The organism is Actinoplanes sp. M2I2 (assembly GCF_023544445.1).
Taxonomy (GTDB): Bacteria; Actinomycetota; Actinomycetes; order Mycobacteriales; family Micromonosporaceae; genus Actinoplanes.
The window spans coordinates 88,616-107,061 of record NZ_JALPVJ010000005.1 but is presented as its reverse complement, the minus strand read 5'-3'; the positions used below and the strand labels follow the sequence as shown (position 1 = coordinate 107,061).

The window sequence follows — 18,446 nt, the reverse complement described above, 5'->3', positions numbered from 1 at the left end:
CACCGATGCCTGGCCGCGATGCTCGACGAGGTCGCCGCCTACCGTGACGTCTGACGGACCGGGAAACCCGTGCCCCTCCGGGCCAGGTGGTGAAGCTCGTCCCGGAACCGGGTCATCCACTGATCGATCTCGGCCCCGGTCCACCACAGCTGCCGGGGGGAGTATTCCCAGACGATGCGGGTCGTGCCGCCGACGACCGCGCACTCGACGTAGAGCGGCGGTTGCCGTACGCCGGCCTCGGGCCCCCACACGTCACTGATGGCGGCCGCGCTCAGGGAGAAGAGGCCGCTGCGGCTGCGCGTCGGCATCTCGCCCTGGAAGTTGAACCAGAGCGTCGGAGCCGGGGCCTGGCGGATGCTCTGTCGCACGTCCGGATCGTCGGTCAGATACTTGAGACCTTCGAACGACAGACCCGCGGACGGGACACCGGCGAGCCGTTCGCCCACCGCGGTCAGCGTCTCGGCTGAGCCCTGGGAGCGGCTGTCCTCGAAGGCGAGCGGGAAGGTGCAGTGCAGATCGCCGACCGTGCGCGAGAGATCGAGGCCGTGCACCGCTGTCTGTCTGCCCGAGCCGGAGAGCTCGACCACGAGACGCCCGCAGCTCCACTGGCGCTGAGCGGTCCGCACCAGCGCCGTGAGCAGGGTGGTGGCGAGCGGTGCGCGGCCTGCGTCCGGCCCGGTCATCCGTACGTCGCGGAGCGCGCGCGTCTCCTCGGGCGGCAGGCTGTGGCGGGCGGTGGCCAGGTCGTCCGTCCGCACGCCGGGATGCGTCAGCGGGTCGTAGGTGGCCGGTGGTGGCACGGCCAGCTGAGTACGCCAGAACTCCAGATCCGCCTTCGCGCCCCGGCGGGCGAAGTCGTTCATCCAGCCGGAGAACACCTCGAAGCGCGCCGATGTCGAGGGCAGCCGCAGGGCCTCGCCCTGTTCGTCCAGCCGGCAGAGCTGATCCAGGTCGTCCAGCAGGATGCGCAGCGTGACCCTGTCCACGACCAGGTGGTTGATCGCGATGAACAGGCGTTGCCGGGAGCCGGTCTCGATCAGAAGGAGACGCAGCAGCGGGCCGTGCTCGACGCTGACGAGGCGATGCTGCTCGCTGAGGAGCGGCGAAAGCGCCTCGGGCCGGTCCAGCGTGACCGACTCGACGGCGAAACTGCCCTCGATGTCGCCGTAGCGCTGCGCGAATCGGCCGTCGTCCCGACGGAACCGCAGGCGCAGCGCCTCGTGCCGGGCAACCAGCGCGGACGCGGCTCGACCGAGGCGGTCCGGGGTGAGCCGCCGATGGACGTCGAGCATGACCGTACGGGTACACCCGTCCCATTGCCCCAGCTCCAGGGCGTGCCGCTGCGCGGCGCTGAACGGGACGTCACCGGTGTCCGGAGCCTCGCCCGGCTCGGTGGGCGCCGGCTCGAAGTGCCGTACCAGGGAGATTGCCATCGCCCGCAGGGTCGAGTCGGGGCCGGAGGTCGCCGGCGGGATGCGCGCTCCGGTCCGGTCCTCGACGCGCCGGGCCAGATCGATCAACCCGAGCGAGTCGAGGCCGACGTCGGGGAGTGGCCGATCCACCGACACGTCATTGGGGTCGGTCAGTTGCAGCACCTCCGCGACTTCGGTCTGCAGCAGCCGGAGCACGTACTCCGGCTCGCCGTCCGGGCCCGCCCGGGGCAACGTCTTCCACGCCGGCCTGCGTTGTCCCGAGATCGCCGACGACCGCAGCGAGCCGGCTGTCCACTGGCGCTTGCTCTGTGTGCGCCGCAGCTTTCCGCTGGTCGTCTTCGGAATGCTGTCCGGTCTCATCAGCAGGACCTCGTGACACTGCACCCCGCAGTGCGAGGTCACCGCGGCCCGGATCGCCGAGGCCGCGCGGTCCAGCGGGATCGGCTTGCTGTTCCGCATGACCTTCCTGCGCAGCTCGGCCGCCACCACGACCCGCTCGACGCCGTCGACCCGCACCCCGAAGGCGACCGCGTTGCCCGGACGCAGAATCGGGTCGGCCGCCACTACCGTCGCTTCCAGATCCTGCGGATGAATGTTGCGGCCCCCGACGATGATGATGTCCTTGAGGCGGCCGCAGATGAACACCTCGCCGTCGTCGCCGATCACCCCGAGATCACCGGTACGCAGGAAAAGCCGCCCGTCGTCCGGGCCGTTCCCGGTCGCCGGGCGCGCGGCGAAGACGGCCGCGTTCTCCTCCTCGGTCCGTCCCCAGTAACCGCTCGACACGCTGGGGCTGGAAACCCACAGCTCACCGACGGCGTAGGGCGGCCGCGGCCGCCGGGTCACGGGGTCGACGGCGATCACCGAAACCCCCCACTCCGCGTCAGGCACGCCGCTGCCCACGAGCGTCACCGCGGGTGCGCCCGGGGCCGGAGCGACGATCACGCCGTCGCGATCCAGCAGGGCCCGATCCCCGTGGAGCAGCGTCGGCTTCCGGCCGACCCGGCCGCAGACGAACAGCACGGCCTCGGCCATGCCGTAGACGTTGCCGAACGACGCCGGATCGAAGCCCATCGGGCCGAGGGCGGCTTCGAAGCGGTCCATCGTGGCGACCAGCATCGGCTCACCGCCCTGCAGGGTGGAGCGGACCGACGAGAGGTCGAACGAGTCGCCGTCGCGCAGACCGCGCAAGACGTAGTCGTAGCCGAAGTTCGGCCCGGCGATGTGCGTGCCGCGGTAGCGATCGATCGCTTCGAGCCAGAGACGCGGGGAGTCCAGGAAGGTCGTCGAGGAGAAGGCGATGCAGCGCGCCCCGGTGTACATCGCGTTGAGGATTCCGCCGGCCAGCCCCATGTCGTGGAACAACGGCACCCAGCCGACGAGCACCGACTCGCTGTCGACCCGGGTGTTGCGCGCGATCAGCTCGAGATTGTGCGTCAGATTCCGGTGCCGCACGACGACGCCCCTGGGCTCCGACGTCGAGCCGGAGGTGTACTGCAGGTACACGACGTCGTCCGGGCCGAACCGGGCGGCCGCACGGGCCAGCCGGGCCGCGGCCGCCTCCGGATCGGCGCGTCTGACGCGATTGGACAGCAGCCAGTCGAGTTCGGGCCAGGCCGACGTCTCGCGGCCGCGCCAGCGGCCCGCCACGCCGTCGCGTACCGACGCCAGCGTGGTGAGCGCGCGGTACTTCGCATGGGTGAGGGCGACGCGTGCGCCGCTGTCCTCGGCGATGTGCCGGAGCTTGGGCAGTTCCCGATCGAGATGCCGCGGGTCGGGGCTGGCCACCGGGACCGCGATCGCGCCGAGGAGCATGCACCCGAAGAAGCTCGCGACGAACTCCAGACCGTCGGGCGGGAAGATGAGCAGCACGCGGTCGCCGGGCGCGACCCCGGCCGCCTGCAGGAAGTCGGCGGTGCCGGCCGCCCGCCGCACGATCTCCTGGCGGTCGGCCGCGTCGATCTCTTTCCCGTGGCGATCGAGAAACGTGTAGAGGGGCGCCCCGGGAGCGGCGTCGAGGCGCTCGGCCATGGTGGTCAGCAGGCTCGCGGACATCCCGGACTCCGATGGATGGGGAGTGACTCGTTCGGACGTTACACCCGTCCTCATGAGGGGGCCGGTCCCGCTGGGGACGGCGTAGCGAAGGAGGCCGCCGGGATGACGCGGCTCCCCGCAGCAGGCCAGAAACGTCCACTACACGAAAAAGGCCCTGACCAGAAGTGAACGCCTGGTCAGGGCCTAGATCAACGGTGCGCCGCGTAGGACTTGAACCTACAACCCGCGGATTAAGAGTCCGCTGCTCTGCCAGTTGAGCTAGCGGCGCTCGTTCGGCAACGGAGAAAACGTTAGCACGCACTTCGGAGATCCCCGAAATCGGGCCCCCACCACGCGATCCCCGGCCGGGTGGGTGGGCCGGCCGCCCCGGGTCCCGGACGGGAGCACGACCCGGGTTCAGCCCTGCGGAGGACTCGATCTCTTGCATCCATGAGGCAGGATGTCCCCGCAACTCCACAACGGGACGGACGGACGGTCAGCATGCGGCGCACGCTCGTGGCAGTCATGGCGATGGCGGTGATCACGCCGGTCGCGCTCGCGGCGTGCGGCAAGGACGACAAGAGCGGCAGCCCGGCCTGGGTCGGCACGCCGTCCGCCAGCGCGAGCGCCGATTCGCCGCGCACCGAGTCGGCCACCGTGCCGATCAGCCTGGCCGTGACCCCGGCGACGGGCAAGGCCGAGGTGCCGGTCAGCGCCGAGATCGGTTTCAAGGTCGCCGGCGCCAAGGTGACGACTGTCACGTTGAAGGACTCCGCGGGCAAACCGGTCGCGGGCACGCTGCGCGAGGACGGCTCGGCCTGGGTGCCCAGCTCGCCCCTCAAGACCAAGCAGAAGTACGCCGCCAGCGTCGTCGCCACCGCCGAGGACGGCAGCACCAAGAGCGCCGGCACCAGCTTCACCACGATGGGCAAGCCGGCCCGCAAGACGGGCACCGGCCTCTACCTGTTCGACGACCACACGTACGGGGTGGCCATGCCGGTCGTCGTCGAGTTCAGCCCGGGCATCAAGAAGGCCGACCGCGCCGCCGTGCAGCGCCGCATGTTCGTCTCCACGACGCCGGCCCAGCCGGGTGTCTGGTCGTGGACGCCGACCGGCACCCAGGCCTACTACCGCGGCCCCGAGTTCTGGCAGTCCGGCACCACGCTCAAGGTCCGCATCGCCCTGGGCGGCCTGCCGACCGGCAGTGGACGGTACGGCGACCGGGACCGCTCGGCCACGGCGAAGATCGGCCGCAAGTTCGAGATGAAGGTCGACAACAAGAGCAAGAAGATGACCGTGGTGCAGGACGGCAAGGCGATCAAGACGATGCCGGTGAGCCTGGGGAAGAAGAGCACCCCGTCCTCGAGCGGCACCATGGTCGTGATGGAGAAGAAGGCCGACACGGTGTTCGACACCACAGCCGAGCTCGGGCCCGAGGAGGGCTACCGCACCGAGATCCAGTTCGCCCAGCGGCTGACCTGGAGCGGGCAGTACATCCACTCCGCGCCGTGGTCGGTCGGCGATCAGGGCCGGCGCAACGTGTCCCACGGTTGTGTGAATGTCGCTCCCGGAAATGCCCGCTGGCTGTTCGACCGCACCCTGATCGGCGACCCGGTCACCGTGAAGGGCACTGAGGACAAGCTCTCGTACGGCAACGGGTGGACGCCGTGGGACAAGCCGTGGTCGGAGTTCGTCAAGGGCAGCGCGTTGCCGGTGCCCGCCGCACTCCAGTGACCAATGTGACCAATGGTTCCAAATCGGACTAAATGGTCGGTCGGATTATCCGAGCGGCACGATTCCGGGATTGGTGCCCGGGGAAGATAAAGGCAGTATTGGGCGCCAGCACCAACGACGCCGTGAGGGGACCATGAAGACCTGGGGATTCAGAAAGGCCGCGGTTGCGCTGGTCGCGGCGAGCGTGCTGCTCGCCTCGGGTTGTGGTGACGGCGACAAGAAGTCGTCCTCCTGGGAGGGCGGCGGCAAGCCGGGCAGCAGCGCCTCGCCGAACGGCGAGGCGACCACGCCCGAGGCGCTGCCGAGCACCGTCGCCGTGAGCTCGCCGGCCGCCGACGCCAAGAACGTCCAGGCGATCGCGCCGATCAAGTTCACCAGCGAGGACCCGCAGGACACCACCGTCAAGGTGACCGGCTCCGACGGCAAGGAGATCGAGGGCACCGTCGACAAGGACGCCGGCACCTTCACCCCGGCCAAGGCCCTGCCCTGGGGGTCGAAGATCACGGTCACCGTGACCGGCCCCGAGGCCGACGGCAAGACCAACACCGCGACCAGCAGCTTCACCACGATGGCCAAGCCGGCCAAGCTGATCCGCGTCTCGAGCTTCCTGGGTGACGGCGACCAGGTCGGCGTCGGCATGCCGCTGATCGTCCGGTTCGGCCGCTCGGTCCCCGAGAGTTACCGCGACGACGTCGAGCGCCGCATGAAGGTCACCGCCACCCCGGCCCAGGAGGGCACCTGGCACTGGACCAGCCCCACCGAGGTGCATTACCGGACCAAGACCTATTGGAAGCCCAACTCGAAGGTCTTCTACAAGGTCGCGCTGGCCGGCGTGCCGATGGGCAACGGCTACTACGGCCGCTCCGACCTCACCGTCGACCTGAAGATCGCCCGCTCGTTCGTCATGACGGTGTCGAACAAGACCAAGCAGATGATCGTCAAGCAGAACGGCAAGGTCATCAAGACCATCCCGGTCAGCCTGGGCAAGAAGAGCACCCCGTCGTCGAGCGGCACGATGGTCGTCATCGAGAAGAAGAAGCACACGATCTTCGACACGACCGACGAGCTGCCCGAGGGCGAGGGCTACAAGACGCCGATCGACTTCGCCCAGCGCATCACGTGGAGCGGCCAGTTCATCCACGCCGCGCCGTGGTCCGAGGGCAAGCAGGGCCGCACCAACGTCTCGCACGGCTGCGTCAACGTCTCGGAGAAGATGGGCGCCTGGCTGTTCGACCGCACCCTCATGGGTGACCCGATCACGGTCACCGGCACCGAGGAGAAGCTGAAGAACGGCAACGGCTGGACCGACTGGAACATGAGCTGGGCCGAGTACAAGAAGGGCTCCTACCTCTGAGCGGTCCCACACCTGAGTGAGCGAGGCCCGGTCGGTCACCGACCGGGCCTTTTGCTGCCGTACGGGGTGAAGCCCGCCTAGCCTGGCCAAGTGTTGCGATTCGTACCGTTGACCGTCGCGTTTCTGCTGGTGGCCGGGTGTGGCGGCAGTTCTGAGCCGCCCGCGCGACCCGAGCCGGCGCCACCCGGCAGTGCGGCGTCGCCCAGTAGTGCGGCGCCGTCGTCCGAACCGCCGGTGGACGACCCGCCCGGCACCCTGGCCTGCGCCGCCCTGGCCCGGGCGATAGCCGAGTCCTCCCTGATGAACGCCGGAGTCGTCGACGGCATCGTCCGGGCCGCCGCGACCGCGGACGCCCCGGTCGCCGACGCGGCCGATCGCCTGGCCACGGCGCACGCGTCCGCGGTCACGGCGGCCGGCGCGGAGAGCGAGCCCGATGCTGTCGCGGCCGTCGGGGCTGCCGCCTCGGACATGGCCAGTGTCTGTTCGGACAGTGGTCTGCAGACCGTCGGATGATCACGGAGTCCCAGTTCAGGGATCTAATCGGGCGGCAAGCCGTACGGCCGACGCGCGGTGTTTGACCGGCTGCAGCCGGTTCGTGACACAGGTTGGTCACGTTCCCTGACGCGATCTCGTCCGGCAATGCAGGATGCCTTACCGGAGCGGGATAGTCAGAGGGGGACCGCGATGGCGCAGATCCATCACTTCGACCATGGGTGGATCACGCCCACCATCAGCTACCTGTTGTCGGTGCTGGGATCCATGCTGGGGCTCACGTGCGCCATCCGGTTCCGGAGTGCCGTCGGGCGCGGGGAGCGTCTCTGGTGGCTCACGCTGGCCTCGGTGTCGATCGGTGGGACCGCGATCTGGAGCATGCACTTCGTCGCGATGATCGGCTTCAGCGTCGTCGGCACCCCGATCCGCTACGACGTCGGCCTCACCGCGGCCAGCGCCATCATCGCCGTGGTCGCGGTCGGCATCGGCCTGGCGATCGCGCTGCTCGGCAAGGGCGCGCAGAACCTGCGCATCGTGACCGGCGGGGTCGTCGCCGGTCTGGGCGTCGCGGCGATGCACTACACGGGCATGGCTGCCATGAAACTGCACGGCGACGTCATGTACGGGATGACCCGGGTCGGTCTGTCCGTCGGCATCGCAGTGGTCGCGGCGGCGGTCGCGCTCTGGCTGGCCGTCACGGTCCGCCGCCCGCTCGTCGTCTTCGCCGCGGCTCTCGTGATGGGCGTGGCGGTGAACGGCATGCACTTCACCGGCATGACCGCCATGTCGGTCGACACGGACTCGTCGAACGCCCAGCTTCCGGGCGCGACCGCGAGCGGCATGCTGGTCCCGATCGGGGTGGCGGTCGTGTTCGGCATCATCGGGCTCGCGTATGCGCTGATGTCCGCGCCCACCGAGGAGGACCGGGCGGCCGCGGCCTACCTGGCGCAGCGCCGTGAGGAGGCGGCGGCCCGGATCCCGCAGCAGGCCGCCCCGCCGACGCCGGGCAGTCTGGCCTCGGGCGCGTGGACCTACCGGGATCGCTCCTCCCGCTGAGATGTGAATAACACCGAGGGTCGGCCCGTCAGGGGCCGGCCCTCTTCTGTGTCGAAAGACGTCACCGTGCTCGAGACACACGTTCACTATCTGAAGACACCGAAACCGCTGTTCCGGGCCGAAAATCTCCAGGTCCGGTAACGCTGCGTATGTGGGCCCTCGACACAGCGAACGACCGCGGTGCATTTGGTCTCCACTTGTTACCCACCCGTTTCCGGGAGCTTCGTGGCTGGGCCGATCGGTTGATCGCCAGGGTCCGCCCGGTCGTACGATCTTGTCTGCCTGTCATAGCCTAAAGCCGATAGCCTCTTTCCTCAGGGAGTGGCGAGTTCGATCAGAGGTGGGGTCAACATGGGCGTGGGCATCCTGGGTACCGGCTCATATCTGCCGGCCGAGGTGGTCACCAACGCGGATCTGGTGCGTCTCGTGCCGGATGCCGACCCCGAGTGGGTCAGCCGCAAGACGATGATCCAGGCACGCCGTTTCGCGGCGCCGCACGAGGCCGCTTCAGACCTGGCCGCCGAGGCCGCGCGAGAGGCCCTCGTCAATGCCGGTCTCGAGGCCGTCGACATCGACTACCTCATCGTCTCGACCTCGACCGGTGACTCTCCGCAACCACCGACGTCGACCCTCGTGCAGGACAAGATCGGCGCGAACCGGGCCGCGTGCTTCGACATCAACGTCGTCTGCGCCGGCTTCGTCTTCGGCGTCGCCCTGGCCAACAGCCTCGTCGCGATGAACCCGAACGCCAAGATCCTGGTCATCGCGTCCGACATCTACTCGCGCATCCTCGACTTCGGCGACCGCCGCACGGCCGTGCTCTTCGGCGACGGCGCCGGCGCGGCTGTCGTGGGCACGGTGGCCGAGGGCTACGGCTTCCTCGACATGGAGCTCGTCTCGCGCGGCGAGGCCAGCGAGCTGATCCACGTGCCCGGGGGCGGCAGCCGCCTGCCCGCGTCGGCCGAGACCGTGGCCAACGGCGACCACTACTTCAAGATGAACGGCCGCGGCGTCCGCGACTTCGTCAACATCGGCGTCCCGCCCGCGCTCGAGGCCCTGCTCAAGCGGGCCGACGTGGACGTCGAGGACGTCACCCACTTCGTGCCCCACCAGGCCAACGGCGTGATGCTGGCCGAGCTGGTCGAAAAGGCCGGCCTGTCCTCGGCCACGACCCACCTGACGCTCGACCGCTACGGCAACGTGGGCAGCGCCTCGGTCCCGGTCACGCTGGACGACGCGGCCCGCAAGGGCGCGCTCAAGGACGGCGACATCGTGCTGATGGCCGGCTTCGGCGGCGGCATGTCGGTCGGCGCGTCCCTGCTGCGCTGGGGCGGCACCAACCGGCGCTAGCCGGTGTCAGCGGGGCTGGACGAGCCAGTTCCACGCCCGCTTGAGCCTGTCCTGGAGGCCCTCGTCGGCGACGCGGGCCGAGGGGTCCTCACTCGGCTCCGGCAGGTCCGCGGCCGGCACGGTGAGAATCACGCCATGCTCGAACAGGCCGCTGACCTTGTCAGCCGGCGCGAAACGGTGTCCCTGCGGCGTCTCGATGATCAGCCCGTGGAAGACGTCCGACTGCTCGTCGGCCAGCACGTGCTCGACCTGGCCGGCGTGCGCGCCCGACTCGTCGTAGACGGGTGTGCCGTCCTTGAGCACGAGATAGGCGACCGGCGCGCCGAGGTCCTCGGGAGCTTCGTTCTGGGTCATGACCTTCCGTTACCCCAGCGAGGCGCGACCTAAGCTTGGCGGCCCCGCAACCGCAGACGGCGCCGCTGCTCACGAGCTCGCCACAGGTGGTCGGCCTGATGGGCGGACGCCGGCGTCGGCCGTACGCGCCGCCGCGCACCCTGGTGCAGACCGTAAATCACTGGGGAGAAACGCGACCCTCGCGGTTCATGGCTCGCGCTGAGGTGGCTCGGTCTACGGCTCGCGGTCGGCCGGCAGGGTGGCGACCTCGCGGTAGAAGCGGTTGATCAACCGCACGGTGGCTTCGAACTCGTCGAGCCCGAACGGCTTGGTCACATACGCGTTCGCCCGGTGCTGATAGCTCGAGACGATGTCCGGCGCGGCGCCGGAGGTGGTCAGGATCACCACGGGGATCGCCTTGAGCCGGTCGTCATTCTTGATGGCCGCGAGCGTCTCCCGCCCGTCCATCCGGGGCATGTTGAGGTCGAGCAGGATCAGGTCGGGCCGGCTCGCCTCCGCGTAGGCTCCCTCGCGCCGCAGATATTCCAGCGCCTCGCGCCCGTCAGCCACCCGTTCGACGTTCGTGTGCGTGGCCGCGTTCTCCAACGCCTCGGAAATCATGAGGGCGTCGGCATCGTCGTCATCCACGACGAGGATCTGCAGATCGCGCACGGAAAGCCCCCTTGGTTGCTGTGCCGCAAGCATAGGGGCATGCACCACCGTCACCTACGTCCGGGCGGTTGCAGTTTCGCCCTCCTCGAGCGCCCGCTCGTCCGCGAACCACTGCCTCACCTGGCCCGGCGTCAGGTCGAAGCCCGTGGCCCGTGTCCCGGACCAATTGACCCCCACCAACATCCCGTCCTTCTCGAGCCGCGGAAGCCACCCGTCGAGCCACTCGTCGACGTCGACGGCCACCACCTCGAACCCGCGGTAGGCCGCCACCTGATCCACCACCCGCCCGGCGCGAGTCGGCTTCGACCAGAACGGCACAGTCCGCCGGCCGTCGTCCCCCGCCGGTGCCGGCATCCCCTTCTCGTCCCGGATCAGAAAGACACGCCCTTCACGGGTCGCCTCCCGCCGAAAGGCCGTCCGGTGCGCCCCACTGAGCGACATCAGTTCTCCCATCCCTGCTCGAGCGCCCTCCATCGTCCTGCATGAGACCGCCACGAGAGGCCGAGTCTTACGAGAGAACCAACGCGAAACCCCAAACCCCACCCCTCCGAGTACGTCACCACGCGCCGACGGCACTCCCAGTGATCAGCCTCGCCGGCATCCCACAACCCCCGGCCCACGCCGCCGCCCCGGCCCACGCGCCCGCTCTGTGTCGTCCTTCTGGACCGCTCCGGCTCACCGGCCCGGAAAGTGTGGTCCTTCTGGACCGCTCCGGCTCACCGGCCCGGAAAGTGTGGTCCTTCTGGACCGCTCCGGCTCACCGGCTCGGTAAGCGTGGTCGTACTGGGCCGTCTCGGCTCGCGGCCCGGTCTGCGTGGTCGTCGTGGGCCGCCTCGGCCCATGGATCTCGGCCCCTGCCGCCGCCTCGCCCACGCGACGGTCCGTGCCGGCGTTCAGCGCGCGCTTGGCCGGCGTCGCCGGGCTCATAGTGCTGGGTTCGTGGTCGTTCCTGAACCGGTCCTCGTGCGACGTGTGCTGTTGGTCTCGCCGGAGCCCATCGTGGTCGCGCCGTGGTCCCTGATCAGGCCTTCTCCCTGACCGCGCCGGCGTTCGGTGCCACCCGTTGTTGCCGTGCCGCCCGCTCCGGTCGCCGCTGTGGCTGTCGTGTGTCCGACCGTTCGTGCGGGGCGCGGCGCCACCGACCATGGAGCGCCTGTGTCGGTCTTCCCTCCAGCGTGGTGCTCTGGTCAGTTCACACCCCGGCGCGACCGATCACCTCGGCGGCCTGATTGGTGAGAGATTCTTGGAATCGCCTATAAGTGCTGGTGGCACGGCATATCGCTCAATTGTTGATCTTCACTCGCGAGAATGGCGGGCCCTTCTGTCGCGTCTATTTCGGTGGGTTGGGCGGGCTGCGAATCGGGAGTTGATCGGCATCGTCTTTTCGGCCCACCGGTCGCTGAACATTTAGTTCAAAAAGAAGAACTCCGTCCGAAGCAGGGCGTAAAGCGGCGCCAGGATCGTTTGGTGGTCATAGTGTCCGGTTTGTCGGTTGACGTTCCGCCGGACCACCATCAGCCACTGGAGGATCTGCACATGAACAACAGTCAGCGCATCGGGACGCTGGTGGCCATGGCCACCGCGACGCTCGGCATGGCTGCGGTGACCGCGACGTCGCCCGCCTCGGCGGCGCCCGTGAAGGGCCCGCAGCCGGCTTCCAGCTGGCTGGGTGCGGTCAAGGCCAACACGGACAGCTTGGTCAAGCTCTACTGGCGTACGGATCGCCCGATCTGTGACGTCGAGGTGCGGGTCAGCGGTCGTGACGTGGATGTCGAGTACCCGGGCCGCAAGCGCTTCGCGTCCTTCACCCGCGGCGACTCGCTGCGGCCGGGCCGCACGGACTTCACCGCTTTCGAGGTCAACCCCGACTTCGACCGGGCCAGTGTCGCCCGCCTGCGCGCCACCATCTCGTTCGACACGTGCGGCCGCCGCGACCGCACCCAGTTCAAGTCGTTCTCGCTCTCGCTGCCGGTTCTGCGCAACAACGACCACCACGGCGGCCCGGGTCGCCCCGGTGATGGTCGTCCGGGTGATGGCCGTCCGGGTGATGGTCGCCCCGGTGATGGTCGTCCGGGCGATGGTCGTCCGGGCGATGGTCGCCCCGGTGATGGTCGTCCGGGTGATGGCCGTCCGGGTGATGGTCGTCCGGGTGACGGTCGCCCCGGTGACGGTCGCCCGAGCGACGGTCGCCCCGATGACGGTCGCCCCGGTGATGGTCGTCCGGGTGATGGTCGCCCGAGTGATGGCCGCCCCGGTGATGGTCGCCCGAGTGATGGCCGCCCCGGTGATGGTCGCCCGAGTGATGGCCGCCCCGGTGATGGTCGCCCGAGTGATGGTCGCCCGAGTGATGGCCGCCCCGGTGATGGTCGCCCGGGTGATGGCCGCCCCGGTGATGGTCGCCCGAGTGATGGTCGCCCGAGTGATGGCCGCCCCGGCGATGGCCGCCCTGCAACCGGCGGCGACGACCGCCCGAGCCGGCCGTCCACCCAGCGGCCCTCGCCGTCCGCCAGCGCGAGCACCCCGCCCGCTGTCTAGTACGAAGACTGTCTCCGGATTCTTTGCACCACATCCCGTCTGGTGAGCGCCTCACGGACTCCAAGGGCGGGGGTAGCGCCGAGTCCGGCTCCGCAGCCGTCGGGTGAGGCTCCGTAGGGGCCTGACCAGGATTCGGCGGAAGCTGCGTGAGGACTCCGTGGGAGCCGCCTGAGAAATCGCCGGAAGCCGAACGAGGGCTCGGCGGAAGCCGGATGAGTTGAAACTGCGGGTCCCGGGACCGCCGATTGCGTCGGTGAGCCGGGGCCCGCTCCGCGCCCGCGGCCTGTCACGAGAGCGCGCGCTGCCGGCGGCGCCTGCGCACGCGTCGGCTTCTCCCGATCCCGCGCCGGCATCCACCCGGCCGGTCGCTCCTGGCGTGGGCTGCTCGTTCGGTCGGCTGACCGGCGTTGAGCACCGGCGACGGCGAAACCGGCCATGGCTCGTACGAAATGGGTTAAAAGCCGCAATCGGCGTTATAGCATGATCAGCGCACGAGGATCAGCCGCGCGACGGGGTTGAGACGGTCGATGACGCCGTGATCACGGCGATGAGCGGGTCTCCGCGACCGCCGGCCCGAGGCTCCGGGCGCGGCCGAGGAAAGCGGCACCGGGGTGCCGGAACATAAGAGGCGCCACCATCGCGGCGTCGGATGAGCGAGGGCGGCTGAGATCCGCCGGACATGAGCGGCGACCCACGCCGGACATAAGCGCGCCCGGCCAGCTGACCTGGCCGGGCGCTCGCGTTGTCTCAGACCGGAACGAGGATTAGAGCCTGCTTGTCAGAGCGGAACGAGGATCTGAACCTGCTTGTCTCAGACCGAAGCGAGGATCTGGGTCTGCTCGTCCGATTCCTGGCGGGCGTTCATGATCAGCGCCGACGGGTCGGTGAGGACCATCTCCATCGCCTTGGAGATCAGGTTGGGGTCGAAGGTCGACGCGTGGAACGTCGCCTCCAGGTGGAGCACGCCGTTCATCTCGCTGGTGGTCAGCGTGACGCCCTCGGGGCTGTTCAGCGTCGGGACGCTCAGGTTGACCCGCCACTCCGGCCCGACCGACCAGGGCAGGTCGCCGAGCAGGTCGTGCCGGCCCTGGTTGCTGAAGGTCAGCCGGGGCCGTGGCGGGATGGCCAGTTCCGAGGGGTACGGGTCGGGCATGCCGGGCGCGCCGTCCAGAGCGATCTTGCCTTCGCGCAGCACCATCATCGTGAGGATGCGGCCGGTGGCCAGCTCGTTCTTGATGGTCGTGTTGATCGACGCTGGGTCCATCATGTTCTGCGGGGACAGGTACGGCCCCATGCAGAAGTTGCTGTCGATCCGGGTGTCCTTGTCGAGGAAGCGCCGTCCGTCGGCCAGGAACGTGGCGCCACCGGTGTCGGGCTTGAGGCCCAGCTGGTGCAGCGCCGCGGTGAAGGCCGCGAACGTGATCGCCGACGTCGTGACGCCGGGGGAGTACTCGTCGCGCCACTGGCGCATGAGCTTGAGCGTGGTGGCCGAGCGGGCCGAGCGCACGGTCAGGTTGGGCTGCCACTTGCGCATGCGGGTCTCTTCGGGCTCCGGCGGGCGGGCGAAGCTGATGCCTTCCTTCCACCGGGCCGGCTTGGTGCCGAACTGCTTCCACCAGGCCTTGGGCAGCGCCATCCGGTTGCGCTCGAGCGGCGGGATCACCGCGGCCCGACCCTGGCCGGCCGCCTGGATCAGCTCGTGGACCAGCAGGTTCACGGGGCCGGCGTCGCCGTACGCGTGGGAGACCTTGATCGCCACGTAGCCGGCGCCGACGAGGATGCGGATCGGGTGGATGCCGCGCGGCTCGGACTGCAGCTTGCGGGTCATGCCGTCCATGTCGAGCGACCAGTCGCCGGAGTCCTGCACGGCGCGGTGCACGAACTGGGCGAACTCGGCGCCGTTCATGTGTTCCCAGCGGGCGCCGACGCGGTCGAGCTTGGAGACGGCGCGGTGCTTGGGGTCGGCCGCGTGCAGACCGATCAGAGCCCGGCGTACGCCGTCGACGGTCACGCCGTACAGCGGTCCGACGGTCCGGATGTACTCCAGGGGCAGCCACGCGCGCTCGTGCAGCGTCATGACCGTGGTGTTCGCGTTGTCGCCGCGGCGCTTGGCGCCACCGAAGACGACCCGCAGGACGGTCGGCGCGACCAGGACCGCCTCGACGGCCATCACGATGGCGACCCACATGACCAGGTCGGTCAGGCCGCCGGTGCTGCCGCCGTACCAGGCGGCGCCCAGCTCGGCCGCCCCGGCGAAGAGCGCGAAGATGCCGGCGCCGCGCACCCTGTCCTGCACGCGCGAGATCGCCATGAAGAAGTGCAGGAAGACGAACGGCACATAGGTCAGCGCGAGGATGCGCAGCGCGTCCCCGGCCGTCTCGGCGTACTCCGCGCCGAACAGCGACATGATCGGGTGGGCCAGGAACGAGACCGCCAGCGCGACCGGGACACCCCCGCCCAGGCAGATCAGCAGACCGACCCGCACCTTGGACGTCAGCGCCCGCTTGTCGCCGCTGGCCACCGCGAACAGGGTGAGGGCCACGTTGCCGGGGACCATGGCGAGGAACGACAGCACCATGAAGGCCGTGTAGAACGACGCGTTGGCCTCGGCCGACAGCACCGCGGTGACGATCAGCGGCAGCGCCGCGCGCGGCAGGTAGGTCGCCAGGTTGAGCAGGTTGTGGTCGAAGGTCGACTTGCCGCGGCCCTTGAGCAGCGCGAGCCGCGGGCGGGCGGAGTCGATGACGCGGCGGCGGCGCAGCGCGACGCTCAGGATCGCGGTGGACAGCACGATGCCGGACACCCAGGTGAGCAGCAGCTCGTTGCCGGTCAGCGTGATCGGCGCGAGGGCGAGACCGCCCAGCAGCACCAGCTTGATCACCGCGAACCAGGCGTTGCGCATCAGTTGCAACGGACCCTTGAGCAGGCCGACCAGGGCTTCGTCGAGCACCAGGGTGACCGCGTTGATCGCGATGCCGGCGATGAGCAGGACGCTGCCGAACGTGCCGCCGAGCGCCTCCTGCAGGCCCGGGATCCACAGCTGGGCGACGGCCACGTAGACGATGCCACCGACCGTGGCGGCGCTGCCGGCCACGAGCAGACAGGTGGTGATCAGCTCCCACTTGGGCCCGCGCAGCTGCGACAGGTCGGAGATCAGCATGGTGCCCATGCCGAACATGCCGATGGTGCCGATCAGCGTCATCGCGGACACCGCGGCCGATGCCTGGCCGACCGCCTCGGGCGACGCCGTACGCGCGGCGACCCACCAGTAGGCGAATCCGAACAGCGAGGTGATCGCCGTGGTCGCGATGAGCGATCCGGCGTTCAGGAACAGGTCGACGTGCCCTTTCAGGGCGGTCACGATGCTGCTGCGGCGTCCGGCCGGTTTCGGCACCGAGCCTTGCGGCATTCTGACCTCGGTCGCGGTCACACAGCCTCCCCAGAGAACGACGATGGAAGCGTAGATACTCGCCGGTTTCGGGTGCTACGGGAGAGCGGCTGGATCTTCACATACTGTCCGTTATGGACGATCAGGGAAGCGGCGAATCCGGTTGGCCGTTCGGTCGATGCTTGGTGCGCCTGAGGTCCCAGGCGCGTCATCCGGTCACTCCGGGTGACGTGGATCATGACAACCAACCCGCTCGTTTGAAACGCCAGAAGAGGCCGCTACAGACGAGAAGAAGTATCACAATGGTCACCCAGAACCCATACTGGGAGTCGATCCCGGGCATATTCGTGAAGTTCATCCCATAAATCCCGGCACCGACGGTCGGTACGGCGGCGATGGCGGCCCAGGCCGCGATCATGCGCATGTCGTCGTTCTGCTCCAGCGTGACCTGGGTCAGCCGGGCCTGCAGGACCGAGTTGAGCAGATCGTCGAAGCCGGCCACCCGGTCGGTCGCGCGGGCCAGCCGCTCCCGCACGTCGACGAGGTAGGGACGCAGACCCGGCGGGACCACCTCGAGCTCGAGCAGCCGGGCGAGCGGCTCCTGCAGCGGCAGCACGGCTCGCTTGAGCTCGACCATCTCGCGTTTGAGCTGGTAGAAGTGCGACACGTCGGCCCGGCGACGGGTGGCGAAGGTCTCCTCCTCGAGCCGTTCGAGGTCGCGTTCCACCTCCGTCGAGACGGCGAGGTAGTCGTCGACCAGCCGGTTCGCCACCGCGTAGGCGACCGCCCACGGCCCGTTGCGCATCAGCTCCGGCCGCCTCTCGACCTCCTGGCGCACCGGCCACAGCGCGCCCGCCGAGCCGTGACGCACCGTGATGACGAACCAGGGGCCGATCAGCAGGGTCACATCGCCGGTGTCGACGACTTCACTGGTGGCCGTCAGTTCGTCGTGCTCGACGTAACGGGCGGTTCGCAACACCAGCCGGGTCACGTCGCCGATCGTCTCGATCAGCGGCCGGTGCCCGCCCTCGGTGGTCTGCTCGACGAGCAACTCGTGCAGGTCGAAGGTGCCGGCGACCGACCGCATGGTCACCAGGTCGGGCTCGTGCAGACCCAGCCAGACGAACTCGCCCCGGCGCCGGTGCGCCGAGGCGTAGTGCATGGTGCCGGGCCGGCGCCGCCCGGCCTGATAGACGGCGCAATCGACCACGGCGTCCGGATTGTGCCGGCGTGGTGGGTTGTCGGGATCCGAGGAGCGGGGAGCGAGACCTTCGACGAGCCGGCCCAGGAGCTTGAACACCAGCCGACGGTAGCGGTCCCCGGCGATCAGTCGGACCGGCGCATGGCCCGCACCCCGGCCCAGACTCCCAGCGCGGCCACGGCCACGGCGGCGATCAGCCCGCCGAGCGTGGCCGTCGTCCAGATCTCGCCGTTGAACAGCGACCGTTCGGCGTCGACCACGTAACTCAGCGGGTTGCCCCGGGCCAGAGCCCGCAGCCAGCCCGGGCCGTCGTCGATCGGCAGCAGCACCCCGGCCAGCAGCAACAGCGGGAAGAGCAGGGTCTGCTGCACAGTCCAGAAGACCCACTCCTGGTTCTTGGCCGCCAGGGCCAGCGTGTACGAGAAAGCGCCCAGCCCGACGCAGAAGGTGGCCAGGATGAGGAGTCCGGCCAGCGCGCCCAGCACATCGAACCGGAACCCGAAGGGCACACAGACCGCCACGATCAGGGCGGCCTGCGCGACCATCGGGACGATCTCCTTGAGAGCCCGGCCGATCAGCAGGGCCGGCCGCCGCAGCGGGGTGACCAGCATCCGCTCGTGCGAGCCGGTCTGGATCTCGAAGAGCAGGTTCGAGCCGGTCATCGACGACGCGAACAGGCACGACATCACGATGATGCCGGGCACGAACCACTGCAGCGCGTCCCGGCCCGGCAGCAGCGGGGTGAACAGCGCCAGGAACACCAGGGGCTGGACCATCGAGAAGATGATCGTGAACGGGTCGCGCAGCACCGGTCGCAGCTCGCGGCTGAAGACCGTGCCGGTGTCGCTGATCAAAGTCGTCACG

Annotated in this window: 14 protein-coding genes and 1 tRNA gene; 6 read left to right on the top strand and 9 right to left on the bottom strand. The window is 69.3% G+C overall.

All coding sequences use genetic code 11. The annotated features are described in order from the left end of the window. Positions 1-38: 38 nt before the first annotated feature. Both HJC40_RS11425 and HJC40_RS11420 read right to left on the bottom strand, forming a co-directional pair. The gene (locus HJC40_RS11425) at positions 39-3,488 is read right to left on the bottom strand and encodes an AMP-binding protein (protein WP_250000861.1); all 3,450 of its coding nucleotides are present in this window, start codon (positions 3,486-3,488) and stop codon (positions 39-41) included. 195 nt (positions 3,489-3,683) lie between these two features. Then, a tRNA-Lys gene (locus HJC40_RS11420) sits at positions 3,684-3,756 on the bottom strand. Between the two features lie 212 nt (positions 3,757-3,968). Here HJC40_RS11420 and HJC40_RS11415 point away from each other — a divergent pair. From HJC40_RS11415 to HJC40_RS11395, 5 genes are all read left to right on the top strand, one after another. Then, entirely contained in the window at positions 3,969-5,201 is a 1,233-nt protein-coding gene (locus tag HJC40_RS11415) for an Ig-like domain-containing protein (RefSeq protein ID WP_250000860.1), read from the top strand. Between the two features lie 133 nt (positions 5,202-5,334). Next, the gene (locus HJC40_RS11410; RefSeq protein WP_250000859.1) at positions 5,335-6,555 is read left to right on the top strand and encodes an Ig-like domain-containing protein; all 1,221 of its coding nucleotides are present in this window, start codon (positions 5,335-5,337) and stop codon (positions 6,553-6,555) included. Between the two features lie 90 nt (positions 6,556-6,645). After that, entirely contained in the window at positions 6,646-7,068 is a 423-nt protein-coding gene (locus tag HJC40_RS11405; protein ID WP_250000858.1) for a hypothetical protein, read from the top strand. A 171-nt stretch (positions 7,069-7,239) separates the two neighbouring features. After that, entirely contained in the window at positions 7,240-8,103 is an 864-nt protein-coding gene (locus HJC40_RS11400) for an MHYT domain-containing protein (RefSeq protein WP_250000857.1), read from the top strand. A 351-nt stretch (positions 8,104-8,454) separates the two neighbouring features. Next, on the top strand, positions 8,455-9,453 hold the full coding sequence (locus tag HJC40_RS11395) for a 3-oxoacyl-ACP synthase III family protein (RefSeq protein WP_250000856.1): 999 nt from the start codon (positions 8,455-8,457) through the stop codon (positions 9,451-9,453). Between the two features lie 6 nt (positions 9,454-9,459). On the opposite strand, the gene HJC40_RS11390 is transcribed toward HJC40_RS11395, so the two are convergent. The 4 genes from HJC40_RS11390 to HJC40_RS11375 form a co-directional block, all read right to left on the bottom strand. After that, positions 9,460-9,807, bottom strand: a complete 348-nt coding sequence (locus tag HJC40_RS11390; RefSeq protein ID WP_250000855.1) for a PRC-barrel domain-containing protein — start codon at positions 9,805-9,807, stop codon at positions 9,460-9,462. A 213-nt stretch (positions 9,808-10,020) separates the two neighbouring features. Beyond that, complete coding sequence (locus HJC40_RS11385) at positions 10,021-10,491, bottom strand: response regulator (RefSeq protein WP_250001548.1); 471 nt, start codon at positions 10,489-10,491, stop codon at positions 10,021-10,023. A gap of 21 nt (positions 10,492-10,512) precedes the next feature. Further along, positions 10,513-10,899, bottom strand: a complete 387-nt coding sequence (locus tag HJC40_RS11380; protein WP_284043033.1) for a DUF2750 domain-containing protein — start codon at positions 10,897-10,899, stop codon at positions 10,513-10,515. A 966-nt stretch (positions 10,900-11,865) separates the two neighbouring features. Further along, positions 11,866-12,453: a hypothetical protein gene (locus HJC40_RS11375; protein ID WP_250000853.1), complete on the bottom strand. Its 588-nt coding sequence runs from the start codon at positions 12,451-12,453 to the stop codon at positions 11,866-11,868. Positions 12,454-12,472: 19 nt separating this feature from the next. Here HJC40_RS11375 and HJC40_RS11370 point away from each other — a divergent pair, with 19 nt between their 5' ends. Next, complete coding sequence (locus tag HJC40_RS11370) at positions 12,473-13,039, top strand: hypothetical protein (RefSeq protein WP_250000852.1); 567 nt, start codon at positions 12,473-12,475, stop codon at positions 13,037-13,039. Between the two features lie 765 nt (positions 13,040-13,804). On the opposite strand, the gene HJC40_RS11365 is transcribed toward HJC40_RS11370, so the two are convergent. The 3 genes from HJC40_RS11365 to HJC40_RS11355 form a co-directional block, all read right to left on the bottom strand. Further along, positions 13,805-16,423: a lipopolysaccharide biosynthesis protein gene (locus tag HJC40_RS11365; protein WP_250000851.1), complete on the bottom strand. Its 2,619-nt coding sequence runs from the start codon at positions 16,421-16,423 to the stop codon at positions 13,805-13,807. 193 nt (positions 16,424-16,616) lie between these two features. Continuing rightward, complete coding sequence (locus tag HJC40_RS11360; RefSeq protein ID WP_250000850.1) at positions 16,617-17,681, bottom strand: magnesium and cobalt transport protein CorA; 1,065 nt, start codon at positions 17,679-17,681, stop codon at positions 16,617-16,619. Between the two features lie 26 nt (positions 17,682-17,707). After that, entirely contained in the window at positions 17,708-18,445 is a 738-nt protein-coding gene (locus tag HJC40_RS11355) for an ABC transporter permease (RefSeq protein WP_250000849.1), read from the bottom strand. Position 18,446 lies beyond the last annotated feature (1 nt).

Coding starts and splice junctions, on each gene's coding strand:
- HJC40_RS11400 (WP_250000857.1), top strand. CDS start 7,240: ATGGCGCAGATCCATCACTTCGACCATGGGTGGATCACGCCCACCATC.
- HJC40_RS11410 (WP_250000859.1), top strand. CDS start 5,335: ATGAAGACCTGGGGATTCAGAAAGGCCGCGGTTGCGCTGGTCGCGGCG.
- HJC40_RS11395 (WP_250000856.1), top strand. CDS start 8,455: ATGGGCGTGGGCATCCTGGGTACCGGCTCATATCTGCCGGCCGAGGTG.
- HJC40_RS11390 (WP_250000855.1), bottom strand. CDS start 9,807: ATGACCCAGAACGAAGCTCCCGAGGACCTCGGCGCGCCGGTCGCCTAT.
- HJC40_RS11425 (WP_250000861.1), bottom strand. CDS start 3,488: ATGTCCGCGAGCCTGCTGACCACCATGGCCGAGCGCCTCGACGCCGCT.
- HJC40_RS11415 (WP_250000860.1), top strand. CDS start 3,969: ATGCGGCGCACGCTCGTGGCAGTCATGGCGATGGCGGTGATCACGCCG.
- HJC40_RS11380 (WP_284043033.1), bottom strand. CDS start 10,899: ATGTCGCTCAGTGGGGCGCACCGGACGGCCTTTCGGCGGGAGGCGACC.
- HJC40_RS11385 (WP_250001548.1), bottom strand. CDS start 10,491: ATGCTTGCGGCACAGCAACCAAGGGGGCTTTCCGTGCGCGATCTGCAG.